The sequence below is a fragment of the Hydrogenophaga sp. IBVHS1 genome, assembly GCF_002127265.1.
Taxonomy (GTDB): Bacteria; Pseudomonadota; Gammaproteobacteria; order Burkholderiales; family Burkholderiaceae_C; genus Hydrogenophaga.
Window position 1 is genome coordinate 2,915,720 of record NZ_NFUU01000001.1, and the last position, 19,561, is coordinate 2,935,280.

At 62.5% G+C, this 19,561-nt stretch carries 17 protein-coding genes; all 17 read left to right on the forward strand.

The features are described from left to right. Nucleotide 1 precedes the first annotated feature (1 nt). The gene (locus CAP37_RS14105; protein WP_069047284.1) at nt 2–2,056 is read left to right on the forward strand and encodes an NADPH-dependent 2,4-dienoyl-CoA reductase; all 2,055 of its coding nucleotides are present in this window, start codon (nt 2–4) and stop codon (nt 2,054–2,056) included. A gap of 18 nt (nt 2,057–2,074) precedes the next feature. Further along, the gene (locus tag CAP37_RS14110) at nt 2,075–3,241 is read left to right on the forward strand and encodes an acyl-CoA dehydrogenase family protein (RefSeq protein ID WP_056278207.1); all 1,167 of its coding nucleotides are present in this window, start codon (nt 2,075–2,077) and stop codon (nt 3,239–3,241) included. An 81-nt stretch (nt 3,242–3,322) separates the two neighbouring features. Then, nucleotides 3,323–4,489 (forward strand): acyl-CoA dehydrogenase family protein, encoded by a 1,167-nt coding sequence (locus CAP37_RS14115; RefSeq protein ID WP_056278211.1) that lies wholly within the window; start codon nt 3,323–3,325, stop codon nt 4,487–4,489. Next, a complete protein-coding gene (locus CAP37_RS14120) occupies nt 4,486–5,655 on the forward strand; it encodes an acyl-CoA dehydrogenase family protein (protein ID WP_056278213.1) in 1,170 nt (389 codons plus the stop codon). Before CAP37_RS14115 ends, CAP37_RS14120 begins: the two co-directional genes overlap by 4 nt. Then, nucleotides 5,652–6,059 carry a Zn-ribbon domain-containing OB-fold protein gene (locus CAP37_RS14125; RefSeq protein ID WP_056278216.1) on the forward strand — a complete coding sequence of 136 codons (408 nt, stop codon included), beginning with the start codon at nt 5,652–5,654 and terminating at the stop codon, nt 6,057–6,059. Before CAP37_RS14120 ends, CAP37_RS14125 begins: the two co-directional genes overlap by 4 nt. A 61-nt stretch (nt 6,060–6,120) precedes the next feature. After that, nucleotides 6,121–7,278 (forward strand): thiolase, encoded by a 1,158-nt coding sequence (locus CAP37_RS14130; RefSeq protein WP_056278218.1) that lies wholly within the window; start codon nt 6,121–6,123, stop codon nt 7,276–7,278. 30 nt (nt 7,279–7,308) lie between these two features. Further along, nucleotides 7,309–8,229, forward strand: coding sequence for an SDR family oxidoreductase (locus tag CAP37_RS14135; protein ID WP_008905467.1), 921 nt, complete (start codon nt 7,309–7,311; stop codon nt 8,227–8,229). Nucleotides 8,230–8,240: 11 nt separating this feature from the next. After that, entirely contained in the window at nt 8,241–9,098 is an 858-nt protein-coding gene (locus tag CAP37_RS14140; protein ID WP_008905466.1) for a MaoC/PaaZ C-terminal domain-containing protein, read from the forward strand. Nucleotides 9,099–9,149: 51 nt separating this feature from the next. After that, on the forward strand, nt 9,150–9,953 hold the full coding sequence (locus tag CAP37_RS14145) for an enoyl-CoA hydratase/isomerase family protein (protein WP_056278228.1): 804 nt from the start codon (nt 9,150–9,152) through the stop codon (nt 9,951–9,953). Between the two features lie 66 nt (nt 9,954–10,019). Further along, the gene (locus CAP37_RS14150; RefSeq protein WP_056278231.1) at nt 10,020–11,186 is read left to right on the forward strand and encodes an acyl-CoA dehydrogenase family protein; all 1,167 of its coding nucleotides are present in this window, start codon (nt 10,020–10,022) and stop codon (nt 11,184–11,186) included. Nucleotides 11,187–11,195: 9 nt separating this feature from the next. Beyond that, nucleotides 11,196–12,413: a CaiB/BaiF CoA-transferase family protein gene (locus tag CAP37_RS14155; protein ID WP_056278232.1), complete on the forward strand. Its 1,218-nt coding sequence runs from the start codon at nt 11,196–11,198 to the stop codon at nt 12,411–12,413. Between the two features lie 188 nt (nt 12,414–12,601). After that, a complete protein-coding gene (locus CAP37_RS14160) occupies nt 12,602–13,399 on the forward strand; it encodes an ABC transporter ATP-binding protein (protein WP_008905462.1) in 798 nt (265 codons plus the stop codon). After that, nucleotides 13,386–15,329, forward strand: a complete 1,944-nt coding sequence (locus tag CAP37_RS14165) for a long-chain fatty acid--CoA ligase (protein ID WP_086124709.1) — start codon at nt 13,386–13,388, stop codon at nt 15,327–15,329. Before CAP37_RS14160 ends, CAP37_RS14165 begins: the two co-directional genes overlap by 14 nt. Nucleotides 15,330–15,332: 3 nt before the next feature. Beyond that, nucleotides 15,333–16,220 (forward strand): branched-chain amino acid ABC transporter permease, encoded by an 888-nt coding sequence (locus tag CAP37_RS14170; RefSeq protein WP_056278238.1) that lies wholly within the window; start codon nt 15,333–15,335, stop codon nt 16,218–16,220. Between the two features lie 131 nt (nt 16,221–16,351). Beyond that, complete coding sequence (locus tag CAP37_RS14175; RefSeq protein WP_235501455.1) at nt 16,352–17,299, forward strand: branched-chain amino acid ABC transporter permease; 948 nt, start codon at nt 16,352–16,354, stop codon at nt 17,297–17,299. A 10-nt stretch (nt 17,300–17,309) separates the two neighbouring features. Further along, entirely contained in the window at nt 17,310–18,161 is an 852-nt protein-coding gene (locus CAP37_RS14180) for an ABC transporter ATP-binding protein (protein ID WP_082586007.1), read from the forward strand. A 126-nt stretch (nt 18,162–18,287) separates the two neighbouring features. After that, the gene (locus CAP37_RS14185) at nt 18,288–19,544 is read left to right on the forward strand and encodes an ABC transporter substrate-binding protein (protein ID WP_008905457.1); all 1,257 of its coding nucleotides are present in this window, start codon (nt 18,288–18,290) and stop codon (nt 19,542–19,544) included. The last annotated feature ends 17 nt before the right edge of the window (nt 19,545–19,561 follow it).

The window sequence follows — 19,561 nt, forward strand, 5'->3', positions numbered from 1 at the left end:
CATGTCCACCGAAGCCACTGTTTTCTTTCCGACGCTACTCTCCGTCCTGAAGGTAGGCGCGCACACCCTTCGCAACCGAACGCTGATGGGATCGATGCACACACGTCTGGAGTCGCTGGACCGGTCGATCGACCGGCTGTCCCTGTTCTATGCCGAGCGCGCACGCGGCGGCGCGGGCCTGATTGTCACGGGCGGCTATGCCCCCTGCCAGGATGGCCTGCTGGATGAAACGGGTCCCCTGCTTATCACGACGGCACAAGCCGATGTGCTCAGACCGATCCCTCAGGCGGTGCACGCCGAGGGCGGCAAGATCATTCTGCAAATCCTGCACACAGGGCGCTACGCAAAAGTCGCCAGGCCAGTGGGCGCTTCTGACATCCCCTCCCCGATCAACTCCCGCGCGCCTCGCGCCTTGAGCACGGCCGAAGTCTGGCAAACGGTGGAAGACTATGTACGCTGTGCCGAACTGGCGCAACGCGCCGGCTTCGACGGCGTCGAGATCATGGGCTCGGAGGGCTACCTGCTCAACCAGTTCACCGTCACGCGCACGAACAACCGCAGCGACGAATTTGGCGGCAGCATGGAAAATCGTCATCGCCTGCCGGTGGAGATCGTGCGGCGCACGCGCGAACGCCTGGGGTCGCAGTTTCTGCTCATGTATCGGGTTTCGGCGCTCGATCTGGTCGAGGGCGGTGCCCCGGCTGACGACATCATCCAGCTCGCCCAGGCGGTGCAGGCCGCAGGCGCTGACATCCTCAATACAGGCATCGGCTGGCACGAAGCGCGCATCCCGACCATTGCCTACGTGGTGCCGCGCGCGGCGTGGCGCTTTGCGGCGGCCCGCATCAAACAAGCAGTGACGATTCCTGTCATCGTCTCCAACCGGATCAACACGCCCGATCTGGCCGAAGAAATCCTGGCCAGCGGTGACGCCGATATGGTGTCGATGGCGCGCCCCTTCCTGGCCGATGCCGACTTCGTACGCAAGGCGGCGCAGGGCCGCGCCGATGAGATCAACACCTGCATCGCCTGCAACCAAGCCTGTCTCGACTACATCTTCGCCGACCGCCCCGCCACCTGTCTGGTCAATCCACGCGCCGGGCGCGAGCTGGAGTTCTCGCTGATGCCGTCACGGGCCATGCAGCGCAAGGTGGCGGTGATCGGTGCCGGCGCGGCCGGACTGGCCTGCGCGCTGACTGCGGCGGAACGCGGTCATGCGGTCACCCTGTTCGAGGCTGGACCCGAGATTGGCGGCCAGTTAAACCTGGCCCGGGCCGTGCCGGGCAAGCAGGAGTTCAACGAACTGTTGCGCTATTTCAGGCAAGGCGTGGCTCGGCATGGCGTGACGCTCAGGCTCAACAGCCGGGCGGATGCCCCATCTCTAGCTGCCGGTCACTACGACCGCATCGTGATAGCCACCGGCGTGCGCCCGCGCCTGCCGCAGCTCCTGGGCATGGCTCACCCGAAAGTGATGAGCTATGCCGATCTGCTGTCGGGTCGGGTGCAGGCAGGCCGCCGGGTCGCGGTGATCGGCGCCGGTGGCATCGGTTTCGATGTAGCCACCTTCCTGCTGCATGACGAGCATGAGGGTAATGCTGCCAACGCGCCTCAGGCGCTTGAGCAGTTTTACGCTGAATGGGGCGTCGATACCTCGCCCGCAGCTGCGGGTGGCCTCAAACCGGCACAGCCAATCAGCGCGCCACGCGAAGTCACCCTGTTGCAGAGAAAACCTGAAAAGCCTGGACGCAGTCTGGGTATGTCCACTGGCTGGGCACTCAAGGCCGAGCTGGCGCGGCGCGGCCTGCGCACGCTGCCAGGATGCGTCTATGAACACATCGATGACGCCGGGCTGCACCTGCGCGTCAACGGTGTACCGCAGACGCTGAACGTGGACACCATCGTGATTTGCGCCGGCCAGGACAGCGAGAACGCGCTGGTCGCCGAATTGCGCGCGCTCGGCCTGGCGCCCGATGTCATCGGCGGCGCCGAGCTGGCCGCCGAACTCGACGCCTTGCGCGCCATTGACCAAGGCACACGCCTCGGTCTGGCGATTTGAGTCCACTGGAACACCACCATGGATTTCGCCCACAACCAGGAACATGAAGCGATACGCGAAGCAATCGGCAAAATCTGCGCTCGCTTTGACGACAGCTACTGGCTCGAACGGGACCGGCTGGGCGGCTTTCCGCATGAGCTGCACCGCGCTCTAGCCGACGGCGGCTGGCTCGGCGTTTGTCTGCCACAGGAATATGGCGGCGTCGGACTGGGCATCAGTGAAGCGACCGTGATGATGCAGACCATCTCACAGTCGGGTGCGGGGCTGTCTGGCGCATCGGCGGTGCACATGAACATTTTCGGCTTGCAGCCCGTGGCGGTGTTTGGCAACGAGGAGCAGAAACGCCGCATGCTGCCTCCGCTGATCCAGGGCAAGGAGAAGGCCTGCTTCGCCGTCACCGAGCCCAACACCGGCCTGAACACCACCCGTCTGAAAACCCGCGCCGAACGGGCAGGCGACCACTATGTGCTGTCTGGCCAGAAGGTCTGGATATCGACCGCCCAGGTGGCAGAGAAGATGCTCATTCTGGCGCGCACCACTCCGATCGAGGACTGCAAGAAACCGACCTTCGGCCTGAGCCTGTTCTACACCGACCTCGACCGCAGTTTTGTCGAGGTGCGCGAAATCGAAAAGATGGGACGCAAATCGGTCGACTCGAACGAACTCTTCATCGACGGCTTGCGCGTGCCGGTAGGAGACCGCATCGGCGAAGAAGGCCGCGGCTTTGAGTACATCCTGCATGGCATGAACCCGGAGCGGGTGCTGATCGCGGGCGAGGCCGTCGGCCTGGGTCGGGCGGCGCTGCAGGTAGCCGTCAAGTACGCCCGCGAGCGCGTGGTCTTTGACCGGCCCATCGGGCAGAACCAGTCTATCCAGCATCCGCTGGCGCAATCATGGATGGAGCTTGAGGCCGCTGAAATGATGGCGATGCGCGCGGCCTGGAAATACGACAACAGCCTGCCCTGCGGCGCCGACGCAAATGCTGCCAAGTACATGGCGGCCGAGGCTGGTTTCAACGCCTGCCAGCGCGCCATGGCCACGCTGGGCGGCTATGGCTATGCCAAGGAATACCACGTCGAGCGTTATCTGCGCGAAATGATGATTCCGCGCATCGCGCCGATCAGCCCGCAACTCATCCTGTGCTTCATCGCTGAGAAGGTGCTGGGCCTGCCTAAATCCTATTGACATTCACGAGCTCGCGACCGATTTTCTTCCCGCTGAGGCCAGCAATACCCAATTTTTACCCAGGCCAGCACCCACCCCATCATGACTACCACCCACGACAGCGAACGCGCTGAACAACTGACCATGCTGCGCGAAAGCGCGCTAAGTTTCGTCACCAAAGAATCACCACTCAACCGTGCCCGCGCCCTGCGCCAACAGGTGCCGGGCTACGACCGCCGCTTCTGGAGCGCCCTGGCCGAGCAGGGCTGGACCGGGCTGCTGGTGCCCGAACAATTGGGCGGCTACGCCCAGGGTTTCGCTGAGATGGCCGAGGTGGCGGCCGCCCTGGCTTCTCAGGTCGCGCCCGAACCGGTGGTGCCGGTGCTGGTGTTTGCCGGCCGGCTGCTGTCCCATGTGGGTGCCACCGAGCTATCGATGCGTCTCTTGACCGAACTCGCCGAGGGTCGCACGCTACCCGCCGTGGCCTGGCAGGAAGATGTAACCGGCGCGAAAGACCAGCCCGGTCTGGCCGCGACCCGGCTGGAGCGCCAGGGCGACTCCCTGCTGATACATGGCTACAAGCGCCATGTGCGCCCCGGTGCCGGGGCCGACGGCTACATCGTCAGCGCCACCAACCCACAAGGTCTGGTCCTGGTGTGGGTGCCGGCAGATGCATCCGGCCTTACCCTGTCGAGCCAGCCGCTGGCCGACGGCAGCTATGCAGCACAGCTCAACTTGAACAGCGTTCGCCTGCCCGCCAGCCACCTGCTGGCCGAAGGGGCCGCCGCCGCGGCCGCGCTGACCCGCGCCTACGACGAAACCCTGGTACTGGCCAGCGTTGAACTGCTGGCCCTTGTGCGCAGCATGCTGACCATGACACAAGACTACCTGCGAACGCGGATCCAGTTCGGCAAGCCGATAGGCAGCTTCCAGTCACTGCAGCACCGCACTGTGGACCTGTTGATTCAGCAGGAACTGACTGCCAGCGTGGTGACGCAGGCTCTGGCCCTGCTAGATGACCCGGCCGCCGACGCCAGCGCGCGCTCTGCCCTGGCAAGCCGCGTCAAGTCGCGCGCGTCGGATGCGGGGCTGCAGGTGGCGCGGGAGGCGGTGCAACTGCACGGCGCCATCGGCGTCACCGACGAATACGACCTGGGCCTGTATCTGCAGCGTGCTCTGGTGTTGGCCGCCTGGCTGGGCAATGGCAACCAGCAGCGCCGCCGCTACGCCAACCTCACCCAAAACGCCACCGCGCAGGAGCACGCATGAACACCACCGCCTCCACTTCCACTGACTGGAATGCGTTCGACAACGCCAGCTTTCGCGCCACACTGCGCGAATTCTTTGAAGAACATTTCCCCAGCGAATGGCGCTACCCGCAACGGCGCCTGCGCTGGTCCGAAATCGGCCCTTGGTACCTGAGGCTTTCAGAAAAAGGCTGGGTCGCGCCGAGTTGGCCCACGCAGTACGGCGGCATGGGACTCTCACCCGAGAAACTCATCATCTTCATTGAAGAGCAGGAGCGCTGGGGCGTGGCGCGCGCGCCCGACATGGGCATCACCATGGTCGGCCCGCTGCTGATCAACCATGGCAACGACGCCCAGCGCGCCTACTACCTGCCCAAGATCATTTCCGGTGAGCACATCTGGTGCCAGGGTTACTCGGAACCCAATTCGGGCTCCGACCTGGCCAGTCTGCGCACCGAGGCGGTGGTCGATGGCAACGATTTTATCGTCAACGGGCAAAAGACCTGGACCACGCTGGCACAGGACGCCACCCACTTTTTCCTGCTGGTGCGCACCGACAAATCGGCCAAGAAGCAGGAAGGCATCAGCTTTTTGCTGGTCGACATGAACACGCCGGGCATCACGGTGCGCCCCATCCGCAACATCGCGGGCAGCGAAGACTTCTGCGAGGTCTTCCTGGAAAACGTGCGCGTGCCGCGCACCAGCATCGTCGGCGAGCTTAACAAGGGCTGGACCATCGCCAAGGCGCTGCTCGGATTCGAGCGCATCTTCCTGGGCAGCCCCAAACAAAGCCAGTACGCGCTGGCGCGCGTGCAGGAAGCCGCGCAGCGCCTCGGCCTGTTCGAAGACACCGGCTTCGTGGACCGCTACACCAAGCTGGCGCTGGACGTGTCCGACCTGGGCGCGCTCTATGGCCGTTTCATCGATCAAGTCAAGCGCGGCGAAACCCTGGGACCCGATGTCTCGATGCTCAAGCTGTTCGCCACCGAAACCTATTCGCGGCTGGCCGACCTGCTGGTCGATGTCATGGGATCGAGTGGCGGCACGCCCGGCTCCACAGCCCTGCCCGGTGGCAAAACCGATGCGTTGACCACCTTCTACAATGCGCGCCCGGCCACCATCTACGGCGGCAGCAACGAAGTGCAACGCAACATCCTGGCTTCCAGCGTGCTGAAGTTGCCGTCATGAGCGCATCGGGCTATCCGGCATTTGACGGCTGCGGCCCGGACGCGCTGTTCGCGCAAGGGTTGGCGCAAGGTCGCTTTAAAATCCAATGTTGCAGCGCCTGCGGTCAGCATGTGTTTTATCCGCGCGCGCTGTGCACCCATTGCGGCTCGGCCCAGCTCGACTGGATTGAACCCAGCGGGGTCGGCTGCGTCTATTCCAGCACCACGGTGCGCCGCAAGCCGCAAGCCGGTGGCGACTACAACGTGGCGCTGGTGGACCTAGCCGAAGGGCCGCGGCTGATGTCGCGCATCGATGGCATTGCACCCGACCAGGTGCGCATCGGCATGCGGGTGCAGGCGCGCGTGATCGACGATCCTGCCAAGGGCAAGTTGCTGGTCTTCATCCCCGAGGGCGCCACACCATGAGCGCCGCGTCGGGCCGTTCCCAAGCAAGCTCGCACCGCAGTGCGCAGCACGAAGGTCCTCCATGAGCACCATCTCTCCCCTGCGCGGCGCGGCCGCCATCGTGGGTGCCAGCCTGGGCGGCGTGCCCATGGCCCCCGGTCGCAGCGCGCTCGAAATTCTGGGCGAAGCGGTGCACGGCGCGCTGGCCGATGCAGGCTTGAAGCTGTCCGATGTCGATGGCCTGTTCACCGGCTCGTCCTATCACTTCCTTGCAGGTTTATCGGTGGCCGAATATCTGGGTATCCATCCCAAGTTCTGCGAAGCCACGATGGTCGGCGGCTCGTCTTATGTGGGCCACCTGCTCACTGCGGCCATGGCGCTGCACACCGGCCAGTGCGACGTGGCGCTCATTTGCTACGGCAGCAACCAGGGCTCGGGCTTCGGCAAGCTCAAGTCGATGGCCGAAACGCCCTTGTACGAGGCGCCATACGAGCCACGCTACCCGATCTCCAGCTACGCCCTGGCCGCAGCGCGCCACATGCACCAATACGGCACCACGCGCGAGGACCTGGCGCACATCGCGGTGGCAGCGCGCCAGTGGGCACAACTCAATCCGCTGGCCCACACGCGAGATCCACTCAGCATCGGACAGGTGCTGGCTTCGCGGCTGGTGAGCGATCCGCTGTCGGTGCTCGATTGCTGCCTGGTCACCGACGGCGGCGGCGCCCTGGTGCTGGTGCGCAGCGAGCGGGCACGCGACTTTCCCAAACCGCCGGTCTATGTCCTAGGCACGGCTGCGGCCACCTGGCACCGCCAGATCGGCTCCATGCCCGACCTGACTGTCACCGCAGCCGCCGAGTCCGGGCCGCGCGCCTTTGCCATGGCCGGTCTGGCACCGAAGGACGTGGACGTGCTGGGGTTGTACGACGCCTTCACCATCAACACGCTGCTGTTCCTCGAAGACCTGGGCTTTTGCGCCAAGGGAGAAGGTGGCGCTTTCGTGCGCAACGGGCGCATCGCACCGGGGGGCGATTTGCCGGTCAATACCAATGGCGGCGGTCTGTCGTGCTGTCACCCTGGCATGTACGGCATGTTCCTGCTGATCGAGGCCGTGCAGCAACTGCGCGCCGAGGCCGGCGACCGCCAGGTACCGGGCGCAGAGATCGCCCTGTGTCACGGCAACGGCGGCGTTCTCTCCAGCCAGGTGACGGCCCTGCTGGGCACGGCCGCCACCGTCTGATTTTTCAAATCAACAACCAGGAGTCATTTCATGAGCAAGGGCAACATGCTGCAAGACAAAGTCGCCGTGGTCACCGGCGCGGGCCGGGGCATCGGCCGCGACATCGCACTGATGATGGCGGCGCAAGGCGCCAAGGTGGTGGTCAACGACATCGGCGCCTCGGTCGGCGGCGAAGGCAATGACGCCAGCCACGGCCAGCAGGTGGTCAACGAGATCAAGGCCGCTGGCGGCCAGGCCGTTCTCAGCACCGACAGCGTCTCGACCTGGCCCACGGCCAACCGCATCATCGAATGCGCGGCCGACACCTTCGGGCGCATCGACATCGTCGTCAACAACGCCGGCATCCTGCGCGACCGCCTGTTCTTCAACATGTCGCCCGAGGAGTGGAGCGCCGTCATCGACGTGCACCTCAACGGCAGCTTCTTCACTTCGCGCGCCGCCGCCCCGCACTTCAAGACGCAGAAGTCGGGTGCCTATGTGCACATGACTTCCACGTCCGGCCTGATCGGCAACCTGGGCCAGGCCAACTACGCCGCTGCCAAGCTGGGCATCGTGGCCATGTCGCGCCACATCGCCGGCGACATGCAACGCTACAACGTGCGTTCCAACTGCATCTCGCCGTTCGCCTGGAGCCGCATGATCGGCGCCATCCCCACCGACACACCCGAGCAGCAGGCACGCGTGGAAAAACTAAAAAAACTCGGTACCGAGCAGATTGCGCCCATGGCCACCTTCCTGGCCAGCGATGCCGCAGCCGACGTCACGGCCCAGATCTTCGCCGTGCGCGGCAACGAGATTTTCCTCATGAGCCAGTCGCGCCCGATCCGCGGCATGCACACCGCCGAGGGCTGGACACCCGAGACCATCGCCGAGCGCGTGTTGCCCGCCATGAAGCAGAACTTCTATCCGCTGGAGAGCTCGAACATCGTGTTCTCCTGGGATCCCGTCTGACGTCATCTGCCATGGCGATCAACTACGAGAAACTGATGGCATGGCCGTTCGAGGACGTTCGCCATCGCTACACCCAGCGCGACACCATGCTCTACGCACTGGGCGTGGGCCTGGGCACCGACCCGACCAACGAGACCGAGCTGCGCTTTGTCTATGAAAAGAACCTGCTGGCGCTGCCCACGCTGCCGGTGGTGCTGGGCTATCCCGGCATGTGGCTCAAGGACCCGGCCACCGGCGTTGACTGGGTGCGGCTGGTGCATGGCGAACAGGGCTTGCGCCTGCACCGGCCGGTGCCGCCCGAGGGTGAAGTGATCGGGCGCACGCGGGTGAGCCAGATCATCGACAAGGGGCCGGACAAGGGGGCTCTGATCTACACCGAGCGCACGGTGACGGACGCCACCAGCGGCGAACTGCTGGCCACGCTGACCTCGACCACCTTCTGCCGCGCCGACGGTGGCTTTGGCGGCCCGGCCGGGCCGGTCAAAACCGTGCATGAGCTGCCCACGCGCGCGCCTGATCACAGCGACGATTTCGCCACCCAGCCGCGTGCCGCGCTGATCTACCGCCTCTCGGGCGACTACAACCCGCTGCACGCCGAACCCGCGGTGGCAAGCGCCGCTGGTTTCAAGCAGCCCATCCTGCACGGCCTGGCCACCTACGGCATCGCCGGCTGGGCACTCACCCAGCGCGTCTGCGGCGGCGACCCGAGCGCCCTGCAGTCGCTGGATGTGCGTTTTTCGTCACCCGTTTACCCCGGCGAAACGATACGCACCGAGCTCTGGGTGGATGGCAAGGTCGTTTCCTTTCGCGCCCGCGCCGTCGAACGCGACATCGTCGTGCTGAACAACGGACGCGCCGAGCTGCGCTGACCGTCCTTTGCCTTTCATTTTCGTTTTCAATTTTTTTCAAGGAGCCTCAACATGAACTACGCTGACTTTCAATTCCTCAAGTTCGACCACAAGCCCAACGGCGTGCTGGTCATCACCATCAACCGCCCCGAGGTCATGAATGCCACCAATGGCCGGCTGCACTGGGAGCTGACCAAGATCTGGGGCGTGGTCACTGACGATGCCAAGACCAAGGTGGCGGTCATCACCGGCGCGGGCGACCAGGCCTTCTCGGCCGGCGGCGACCTGGAATGGGTGGCCGGCATGGTCGGCAACCCGAAGGAAATCGCCAACACCATGACCGAGGCTTCGGACGTGGTCTACAACATGATGGCCTGCGACAAGCCCATCATCTCGGCCATCAACGGCGTGGCCGTCGGTGCCGGTCTGGCAGTCGCCTTCCTGGCCGACATCAGCATCATGGCCGAGGAGGCCAAGATTACCGACGGCCATGTCAAGATCGGCGTCGCCGCCGGCGACCACGCAGCCATTCTGTGGCCGCTGCTGTGCGGCATGGCCAAGGCCAAGTACTACCTGATGACGGCCGAGTTCGTGAACGGCAAGGAAGCCGAGCGCATCGGTCTGGTCAGCCTGTGCGTGCCGCGCGCCGAGCTGATGGACAAGGCCATGGCCGTGGCCAACAAACTGGCCAATGGCAGCCAGCAGGCGATCCGCTTCACCAAGCGCTCGCTCAACGGCTGGATGAACGTGGCGCGCCCGATCTTCGAGAGCTCGCTGGCGATGGAAATGCTGTGCTTCCTGGGCGAAGACGCCAAGGAGGGCGTGGCCTCGGTGCGCGAGAAGCGCGCGCCCAAGTTCCCCTCGGCCCAGGTCTGATTGAGTTCGCTCCTTCTCCCGCTGGGGGAAGGAGCCAAAACGCCCCACCACACAGGAGAACACCCCATGGATTTCGCACTGACCCAAGAACAACGGATGATCTACGAGTACGGCGACCGTATCTCGAAGCAGTTCGACCACAATTACTGGCGCGGCTACGCCGACAAGAACGAGCGCCCCACCGAGCTGTACCAGCAGATCACCAACGACGGTTTTCTCGGCATCATGGTGCCCGAGGCCTATGGCGGTGCCGGCCAGGGCATGACCGAGATGCTGCTGTTCATGGAGGGACTGGCCAACAACGGCATTCCGCTGCTGAACCTGGTGGTCGGCCCGACCATGACCATGGGTCTGCTGGCCAAGCACGCCAGCGAGGACATGAAGCGCCGCTTTCTGCCGGGCGGCTGCTCCGGCGACATCAAGTTCTGCTTCGCCATCACCGAACCGAACGCCGGCTCCAACTCGATCGAGATCACCAGCATCGCCAAGTCCGATGGCCAGGGCGGCTTCAAGCTCAACGGCCAGAAGGTCTACATCACCGACGCCAACTGCGCCGACTACGCCATGGTCGTGACCCGCACCACAGCGCGCGCTGACGTGAAGAAAAAGACCGACGGCTTCACCATCTTCATGGTCGACATGAAAAAAAAAGGCATCAGCAAGACACTGATTCCGATTGCCTTCCCGGTGCCAGAAACGCAGTGGCAGCTGTTCTTTGACAACGTGGAGCTCACCGAGGCCGATGTGCTGGGCGAAGTCGGCAAAGGCTTCAACATCCTGTTCGACACGCTCAACCCCGAGCGCATCATCCTGTCGGGCTTGTGTACCGGCGTCGGACGCTTTGCCTTGAAGAAGGCCGTGGCCTATGCCAACGACCGCAAGGTGTTCAACAACACCCCCATCGGCGCCTACCAGGGCGTGCAGCACCCGCTGGCGATTGCCCGCTGCGAGATCGAGATGGCCTCACTGATGGCGCTAAAGGCCGCCTGGGCCTTCGACCAGGGCCTGCCTGCCGGGGAGTTTTCCAACATCGCCAAGTACGCGGGTGCCGAAGCCGGCATCCACGCCGTTGACGCGGCGATCCAGACCCATGGCGGCAACGGTTTCACCAAGGAATACGGCATTTACGACCTGTACGGTCTGGTGCGGTTGCTGCGCACGGCCCCGTTGAACCGCGAGCTGGTGTTGAACTACATCGCGGAGCATGTGATGGGCCTGCCGCGCTCCTATTGACAGGCCACCATGGGTAACAACGCTCCCCTGCCCGCCTTTGGTGCCCTGGCCGGCCTGAAGGTGATTGACCTCTCACGCGTGCTCGGTGGCCCGTACTGCGGACAGATTTTGGCCGACCACGGCGCGCAGGTCATCAAGGTCGAGCCGCCCGCTGGCGACGAGACCCGCGCCTGGGGCCCACCCTTTGCCGACGACGGCACGGCGGCCTACTACAACGGCCTGAACCGCAACAAGCGCGACATCGTGATCGACCTGTCCAAGCCCGAAGGGCGCGAGATTGTGCTCAAGTTGCTGGCAGACGCTGACGTGCTGATCGAGAACTTCAAGATCGGCACGCTGGAGCGCTGGGGCATCGGCTATGAACAGACGCTGCGCGAGCGCTTCCCGCGCCTGATCCACTGCCGGGTCAGCGGCTTCGGCGCCGATGGGCCGCTCGGCGGCGCGCCTGGCTACGACGCGGTGGCACAGGCACTGGGCGGCCTGATGAGCGTCAACGGCACGCCGGACACCGGCCCGCTGCGGGTCGGTGTCCCGGTGGTCGACATCACCACCGGCCTGTCGGCCGTGATAGGCGTGCTACTGGCGGTGATCGAGCGGCAGCGCTCCGGGCGCGGGCAGTTCGTCGAGGCCACGCTGTACGACACCGCCGTGTCGCTGCTGCATCCGCAAAGTGCAAACTGGTTGCAGTCGGGCCAGACACCCAGGCTCAGCGGCAATGCGCACTCCAACATCGTGCCCTACGACAAGTTTCCGACCCGGACCTGCGAGGTCTTCCTGGGCATCGGCAACAACGGGCAGTGGAAAAAACTGTGCGAGTTCCTCGGCCATCCCGACATGGCCAGCGAGCCGCGCTTTGCCACCAACGCCGAGCGTTTTCGCCATCGCGACGAACTGCGCGCCTTGCTAGAGGCGCAGTTGCAAGAGGTGGATGGCGAACAGCTGTGCCGTGACCTACTGGCCGCCGGTATTCCGGCCGGCGCCGTCAGGGCCATTCCGCAGGTATTGACGGACCCCCACACCCTGCATCGGGACATGGTGGTGCAGGTCGAGGGTGTGCCTGGCATCGGCATCCCGGTCAAGCTGTCACGCACACCGGGGCGCGCCCACAGCGCGCCGCCGCGCTTCGGCCAACACACACGTGAGCTGCTGACGGAGCACGGCTACGGCGCCGCCACCATTGATGCCCTGATCGCACGGGGAAGCATCGTAGAACACGTTGCGACATGAACTCTGCCTGCCAGAGACTAGGGGAAACCCCATATACCTAACTAATGTTAGGTGAGAAAATGAAAGCCTTTATGCAGAACAGAAAATCGGATCGGCAAGCTGCGCACAGGCAGGTGGTCGACCGTGCTATGTCATAGGCACCCTCAGTGATAAACACCATCAGTACCAAAGAGCAGCGGCCAACTCCGATGAAAGCCAGCAACGCGGCGGCAGTGCCCGCCCTCGAATGCCGAGGGCTGGAGCGGCGATTCGGCGGCCTCGTCGCGTTGAAGGATGCCAATTTGCGCATTGAGCGTGGGGAGATCTTCGGCTTGGTCGGCCCCAACGGCAGCGGCAAGACGACCATGACCAACGCCATCACCGGCTTCTTTCCACCCCAGGTCGGCAGCATATGGCTCAATGGCCGCGACATCACCGGCATGGCGCCGCACAAGGTCGCAGCTCTGGGCGTCGCGCGCACGTTCCAGAACCTGGCGCTCTTCAACGGCATGAGCGTGCTTGACAACATCCTGCTGGGGCGTCACATCCACATGAAGCCCGGCGTGGCAAAAACCGCCCTCTACTGGTGGCTGGGTCGCAAGGATGAGATGGCGAGCCGGCTCAAGGTCGAAGAGATTATCGATTTCCTGCAGCTGCAGAGCGTGCGCGACGAGCTGGTGGACAGCATTCCGATCGGGCTGAAAAAGCGCGTCGAACTGGCACGCGCGTTGGTGGCCGAACCCAGCTTTCTGGTTCTTGACGAACCGATGGCTGGCATGAACCAGGAGGAAAAGGAATACATGGCCCGTTTTATCCTCGATGCGCGTGCCGAGCGCAATGTCACTGTGCTGCTGATCGAGCACCACATGGATGTGATCACCGGTATCTGCGACCGCATGATGGTGCTCAGCTATGGTGAAACCATCGGAACCGGTATTCCTGCCGACGTGATGAAGGATGAACGTGTGATCAAGGCCTACCTGGGGGGTGCGCATGCAAAGCACTGAAACCGATGCTGCCAAGGGCAGCAACACCACATGGGATATGGGCACCGACACCACCCTCATCCACATTCTGGCTCGCAACGCCGAGTTACTGGGCAATCGCGTGGCCATGCGCGAAAAGCACCTGGGAATATGGCAGGAGACCACCTGGTCGCAGATGCTGGACACCACGCTCGCCTACGCGGCCGGCATGGAAAGCCTGGGTTTTAGCGCAGAGGATGCCTTGCTGGTCCTGGGCGACAACCGACCCCGGCTCTACATGGGCATGCTCGCGGCCGGCGTGCTGGGCGGCTACGCGATGCCCGTCTACTCTACTGCAACACCCGACGAAATCCGTCACTTCATGCATGAGACGCATGTCCGCTTTGTCCTGGCCGAAGACCAGGAGCAAGTCGACAAGGTGCTTGATCTGGGCGATCAGGGTGCAACGATCAAGAACATCATTTACGACGAGCCACGCGGCTTGACCAACTATTCGAATCCCGGACTGATTTCGTGGGAAAAGTTGCAGGCCATCGGTGCAGATCGCTTGCGTGCCGAGCCGAAACTGCGAAATGCCTTGATCGAACGGGCGCTGCCCGACGGACCGGCGGTGTTCGTGCACTCGTCGGGGACCACGGGCAAGCCGAAGGGCGTGGTACTGAGCCACCGCAATTTCCTCGCGGGGGTGCGTAACGCCCATCGCGGGGGCGCCTTCACATTTGGCGAGACCATCCTCGCCTATCTGCCCATGGCTTGGGTGGGCGACTTTGCCATCACGGTCGGCGCCGGTGTTGCGCTGCACTTCACCATCAATATCCCCGAACGCCAGGAAACGGTGCTGCACGACCTGCGCGAGGTGGCTCCCACTTTCTATCTGGCCGCACCCCGCAGCTGGGACAACATGCTGACCACCATCCAGGTTCGCATGGAGGATTCGACGCCGCTCAAGAAATGGCTCTACGATGTTTTCATGAACTCGGCGCTGGCGTCCGAACGACGCAAGCTCGAGGGAAAACAGCCCAGCCTGACAGAGCGTCTGATGCGGCAACTGGGAGAGTGGTTGATCTTCGGACCGATCAAGGACCAGTTGGGCCTCACCCGCCTGCGAGGTGCTTTCACCGGCGGCGAGGCCATTGGCGAAGACACTTTTGTTTTTTACCGCGCACTGGGCGTGAAATTGCGACAGTTTTATGGTCAAACTGAAAGCAGCGCCTTCACTGCCTTGCAGGACACCGAAGAAGTACGCCTGCACACGGTCGGCAAACCGCTGCCCGGTGTGGAAGTCAAGATCGGCGACAACGGAGAGGTCTTGATTCGCTCCGGGAGCGTGTTTTCCGGTTACTACAAACTTGAAAATGCCACCCGTGAAGCACTTGAGGACGGCTGGCTGTACACGGGCGATGCAGGTTATATCGAGCCTGATGGACACATGGTGGTGCTCGGACGGTTGTCGGAGGTGGTGTATACCTCCAAAGGCGAACGCTACATTCCGAACTACATTGAGAACCGCCTCAAATTCAGTCCGTACATCAAGGATGTGGCCGTGCTCGGGAGCGGCCGCGACACGCTGGCGGCCATCATCTGCATCGACATGGAGCCGGTGGGCCATTGGGCTGAGGTACGGGGCATTTCCTACATGTCCTATGCCGACCTGTCGCAAAAACCCGAGGTGATCGAACTGGTCACGGCAGCGGTCAAGCGCGTCAACAGCATCCTGCCAGACGGGTTGAAACTGCATCACTTCGTGTCCTTACACAAGGAGTTCGACCCCGACGACGGAGAGGTCACGCGAACCCGCAAGCTGCGCCGCAACGTGGTCGAGGAGCGTTATGCGCCCATCATTGATGCGATCTACGGCGGCCAGCAGACGGTCACGATGAAGGCGCAGATCACGTATGAATCCGGTGAAGTCGGCACCATCGAGCGCCAACTCTCGGTGCAGGAGATTTAAATTATGGATTTTTCACTGTTTGCCGAATTGGCCATCAATGGCGCGCTGTCGGGGCTCATGTATTCACTGGTCGCCATGGGCATCGTGATCATCTACAAGTCATCCTCGGTGCCTAACCTGGCGCAAGGTGCGATGACCATGCTGGGTGCCTATGTCGTGCTGGCCATCGCCAATGGATTGGGCGTGTCGATGTGGGTCGCCATCCCGCTGGCCATGGGAACGATGTTCTTTGTCGGAATGGGCATCGAGCGGGTGGCGTTGCGCCGGCTGGCGGGCCGCCCCATCATCATGATCCTGATGATGACACTGGGGCTGGACATCTTTATACGCGCGACAACAATGGCCATCTGGGGCGGCTCTGGCCTTCCGCTGTCCATTGGCATCAGCGACGACCCGCTGTTTCTAGGGCCGGTGCTGCTCAGTCGGGCTTATGTGGTCGGCGCCGTGGTGGCCATCGCGCTGTTTTTGGTCTTGATGTTCTTCTTTCGCACGCGCAGGGGCATTGTTCTGCGCGCCATCTCCGACGATTACATCGCATCGTGGTCGATCGGTATTTCGGTTGAACGCGGGGTGGCGTTTTCCTGGGCCATGTCCTCGGTTCTGGCCACCACGGCCGGCGTGTTGTGGGGCTCGGTTCAAGGGGTCAGCCAGGCGCTGGCGCTGCTTTTGCTCAAGGGCTTGACCGTCGCCGTTTTGGGCGGTCTTGACAGCATCGGCGGCGCCATTCTGGCCGGCTTGCTGCTGGGCCTTCTTGAAGGCGTTGCATCTGGCTATCTCGACCCCTTGGTTGGCGGTGGTAGCCGCGACCTGGTGGTTGCCACAATACTGATTCTGACCATCCTGATTCGGCCGCATGGCCTGTTCGGGCGCCACGACATTGAAAGGATCTGAAGGTCATGCTATTTCGTCAATCAGGAATTTTCCATACCAATTACGCCAACGCGCGCTCGCTTTTTCCGCTCCCCGCGGATCGCTGGATGATCGGCTTGTTGCTGGCCTTTGCGTTAACTGCGCCATTCACCATGAGCACGCTCGTCCTCAGCACCCAGTTGTTACCGTGGCTGGTGTGGACTGCGGCCGTGCTCGGCTTGAACCTGATCCTGGGCTGGACCGGACAGTTCCACTTCGGCTATGCCGCCATCATGGGCATCGGCGCCTACACGGCGGTGCACGGCGTACGCAACGGCATTCCCTGGGAGATCGCGATGGTGCTCGGCGGCGTGATGGCCGCTGTGATCGGCATCGTTTTCGCTTTCGCGGCGCTGCGCGTGAAAGGCCTGTATCTGGCGCTCAGCACGCTGGCCCTGCAGTTCGTGATGGACTGGGTGATCTCCCACGTGCCGGCCATCAGCGGCGGCACCCAGGCCACACTGCAGGCACCTGACATCAGCCTGCTCGGCCAGGCCATCACCTCGGATACCGGACTCTATTACGTGGCGCTGGGCTGGTGCCTGATCGTCACCGTGTTCATGCTCAACTTGCGCCGCACCGGGCTTGGCCGCGCGCTCATTGCGGTGCGTGAAAAGGACTTCGCTGCGGCGGTCATTGGCGTGCACAGCCTGTATTACAAGCTGGTGGCGTTCGCCACCTCGTCCTTCATTGGCGGCATCAGCGGCGCCATCCTGATCTTCACCTTCTACCGAGCAGCCACACCGGAGCAATTTGCCGTCAATGTCTCCATCGAGTTGCTGGCCATGGTGATCGTCGGCGGACTGGGCAGCATCATCGGCAGCTATTTTGGGGCCGCCTTCATTCTGTTGATGCCCGGCCTGATGAACAGTCTGATCGGCTGGCTGGCGCAGCTCCTGGGCATCTCGCTCGGGATCGAAACGCTGGCCCACATTCCACATGCGGTTTATGGCGCACTGATCATTATTTTCCTGCTGGTTGAGCCTATGGGGCTGGGCAAGATGTACACCAATCTGCGCAACTACCTGCTGGTCTGGCCCTTCGGCTACGCCCGAAAGTAAAAACGACATCATGGCGACTGACAACTTGACTTCCAACCCAACGCTGATGCAAAACCAGACTGCGGAACCTGCATTGATATTGTCACTGAACAATGTCGAGGTCATCTACGATCATGTATCGCTCGCCATCAAGGGCGTTTCGATCGATGTGCCGCAAGGCGCCATGGTGGCACTGCTGGGCGCCAACGGCGCTGGCAAAAGCACGACGCTGAAGTCGATCAGCGGCCTGCTGCGCCCTGAGCGCGGCCTGGTAACCCGCGGTGAGGTGCAATTCCTGGGTCAGAACATCGATGCACTGGCGCCGCAGGAGCGCGTCAAGCTCGGTATCGTGCATGTGCTGGAAGGGCGGCGTGTGTTCGAACACATGACGCCTGACGAAAACCTGGTGGCGGCCTCGGCGGTTCGTGGCACCCGCCAAGACATGCTGCGTAACAAGGATATGGTTTACAGCTATTTCCCGCGCTTGCATCAGCGGCGCACCGCGCAGTCCGGCTACCTGTCAGGCGGCGAGCAGCAGATGCTGGCCATTGGCCGTGCCTTGATGACGCAACCCAAGCTGCTGATGCTTGACGAGCCGAGTCTTGGTCTCGCGCCTTTTCTGGTGGCCGAGATTTTCGACATTGTTCGGCGCATCAACAAGGAAGAAGGCCTGTCCGTTCTGCTGGTGGAACAAAACGCAATTGCAGCTTTAGAGGTCGTCTCGCATGGCTATCTGATCGAGAACGGACGCGTGGTGATGCATGACAGCGCAGAAGCCATGAAGAAAAACCCGGACATCCAGGAGTTCTATCTAGGAGGCACCGAAGGGCGAAGCTTCCATGACATCAAACACTATAGTCGGCGCAAACGCTGGCTCACCTGAAACTAGTTTCTCGTAGCATGGACACCTCCACATCGCGTCGAGCTCTCGCATTAAGTCTTGGGCACGACCGGCATTCCTACTACAGACTGCATTTCACCCCGTGCTAGCTAAACAGGAGACATCACCATGAAAATCAAACTGCTTTCAATTCTTGCTGGCGTGGGGATGGCGATGTCCAACGTCCAGCCCGCGCTGGCCCAAGCCCAGACCGAACCGATTAAATTTGCGCTATGTTACGACCTGAGCAAGGTTTACGCCTTCGCCGTACCGCAAGTTGCCCAGGCCGCGCGCGACTATGCGCAGATACTCAACCAGAAAGGCGGCATCGAAGGCCATCCGGTCGAGATTCTGGTTCAAGACCATGGCAACGAACCGCAGCGGGGCATCGAGTGCTATGAAAAGATGAAGCGCGAGGGTGCGATCACCTTCGACTTCTTTTCCACGCCGGTCGGGCGCGCGCTGCTGCCGCGCGCAATGCAGGACAACAATGTGATGATTTCATCCTTTACTGGCCGCAGCGATGCAGTCGACGGCGATGTGTTCAAGTGGATATTCCCCATCGGGCCCACCTATTGGAGCCAAGCAGCCAATAACATCCAGTACATCAAGTCCAAGTCGAACAACAACCTCAAGGGGGTGAAGATCGCATTCTTTTACCTGGACACCGCGTTTGGGTTGGAACCCATCGGCGTGTTGAAGACACTCGCGGCAAAGGAAGGCTTCGACCTCCAATTGTTCCCGAACCCGCTGCCTGGTAACAATCAGTCAGGGGCGTGGTCCCAGATCCGCCGCTTCAACCCCGATTGGGTCATCAGCTGGAATCTGGGCAACATGCACGTTGTTGCCTCGCGCGAAATGAAACGCAACGCCATGCCGATGGACAAGTACATCGCCGTCAATTGGTTCAACGAAGTGGACATCGCGAACATTGGCGCCGACGCAGCCAAGGGCATCAAGCGCGGCACTAATGTGGTGGGCGGTCAGGAGCACCCGCTGATCCAGCAGATCCTGAAGGATCTGTATGACAAGGGAAAGGGCAACGGCGACCGCAAGCATACCAATGACATCTTCTACAACACTGGGCTGGCCACCTACGCTCCTGTTTTCGAAGGCGCGCGTCTGGCAATCAAGCAGTATGGCTGGCCTCTGACATCCGACAAGATGAAGCGCGGGCTGGAGAGCCTGCGCAACTTCGACGCTAACGGCCTCATCGCCCCTGTAACTGTGACGGCCAAGGACCATGGCGGCGGCGGCAAGACGCGCATCGACATGTGGGATGGCGCGAAGTGGGTGCCAGAGACTGGCTGGTTCTCCGCATACGACGATGTAGTCCAGGAAAGCGCCAAGAAGGAATCGGCGGAGTTCGCCAAGTCGAAGCAGTAGCGATACGCCTCGGTCAG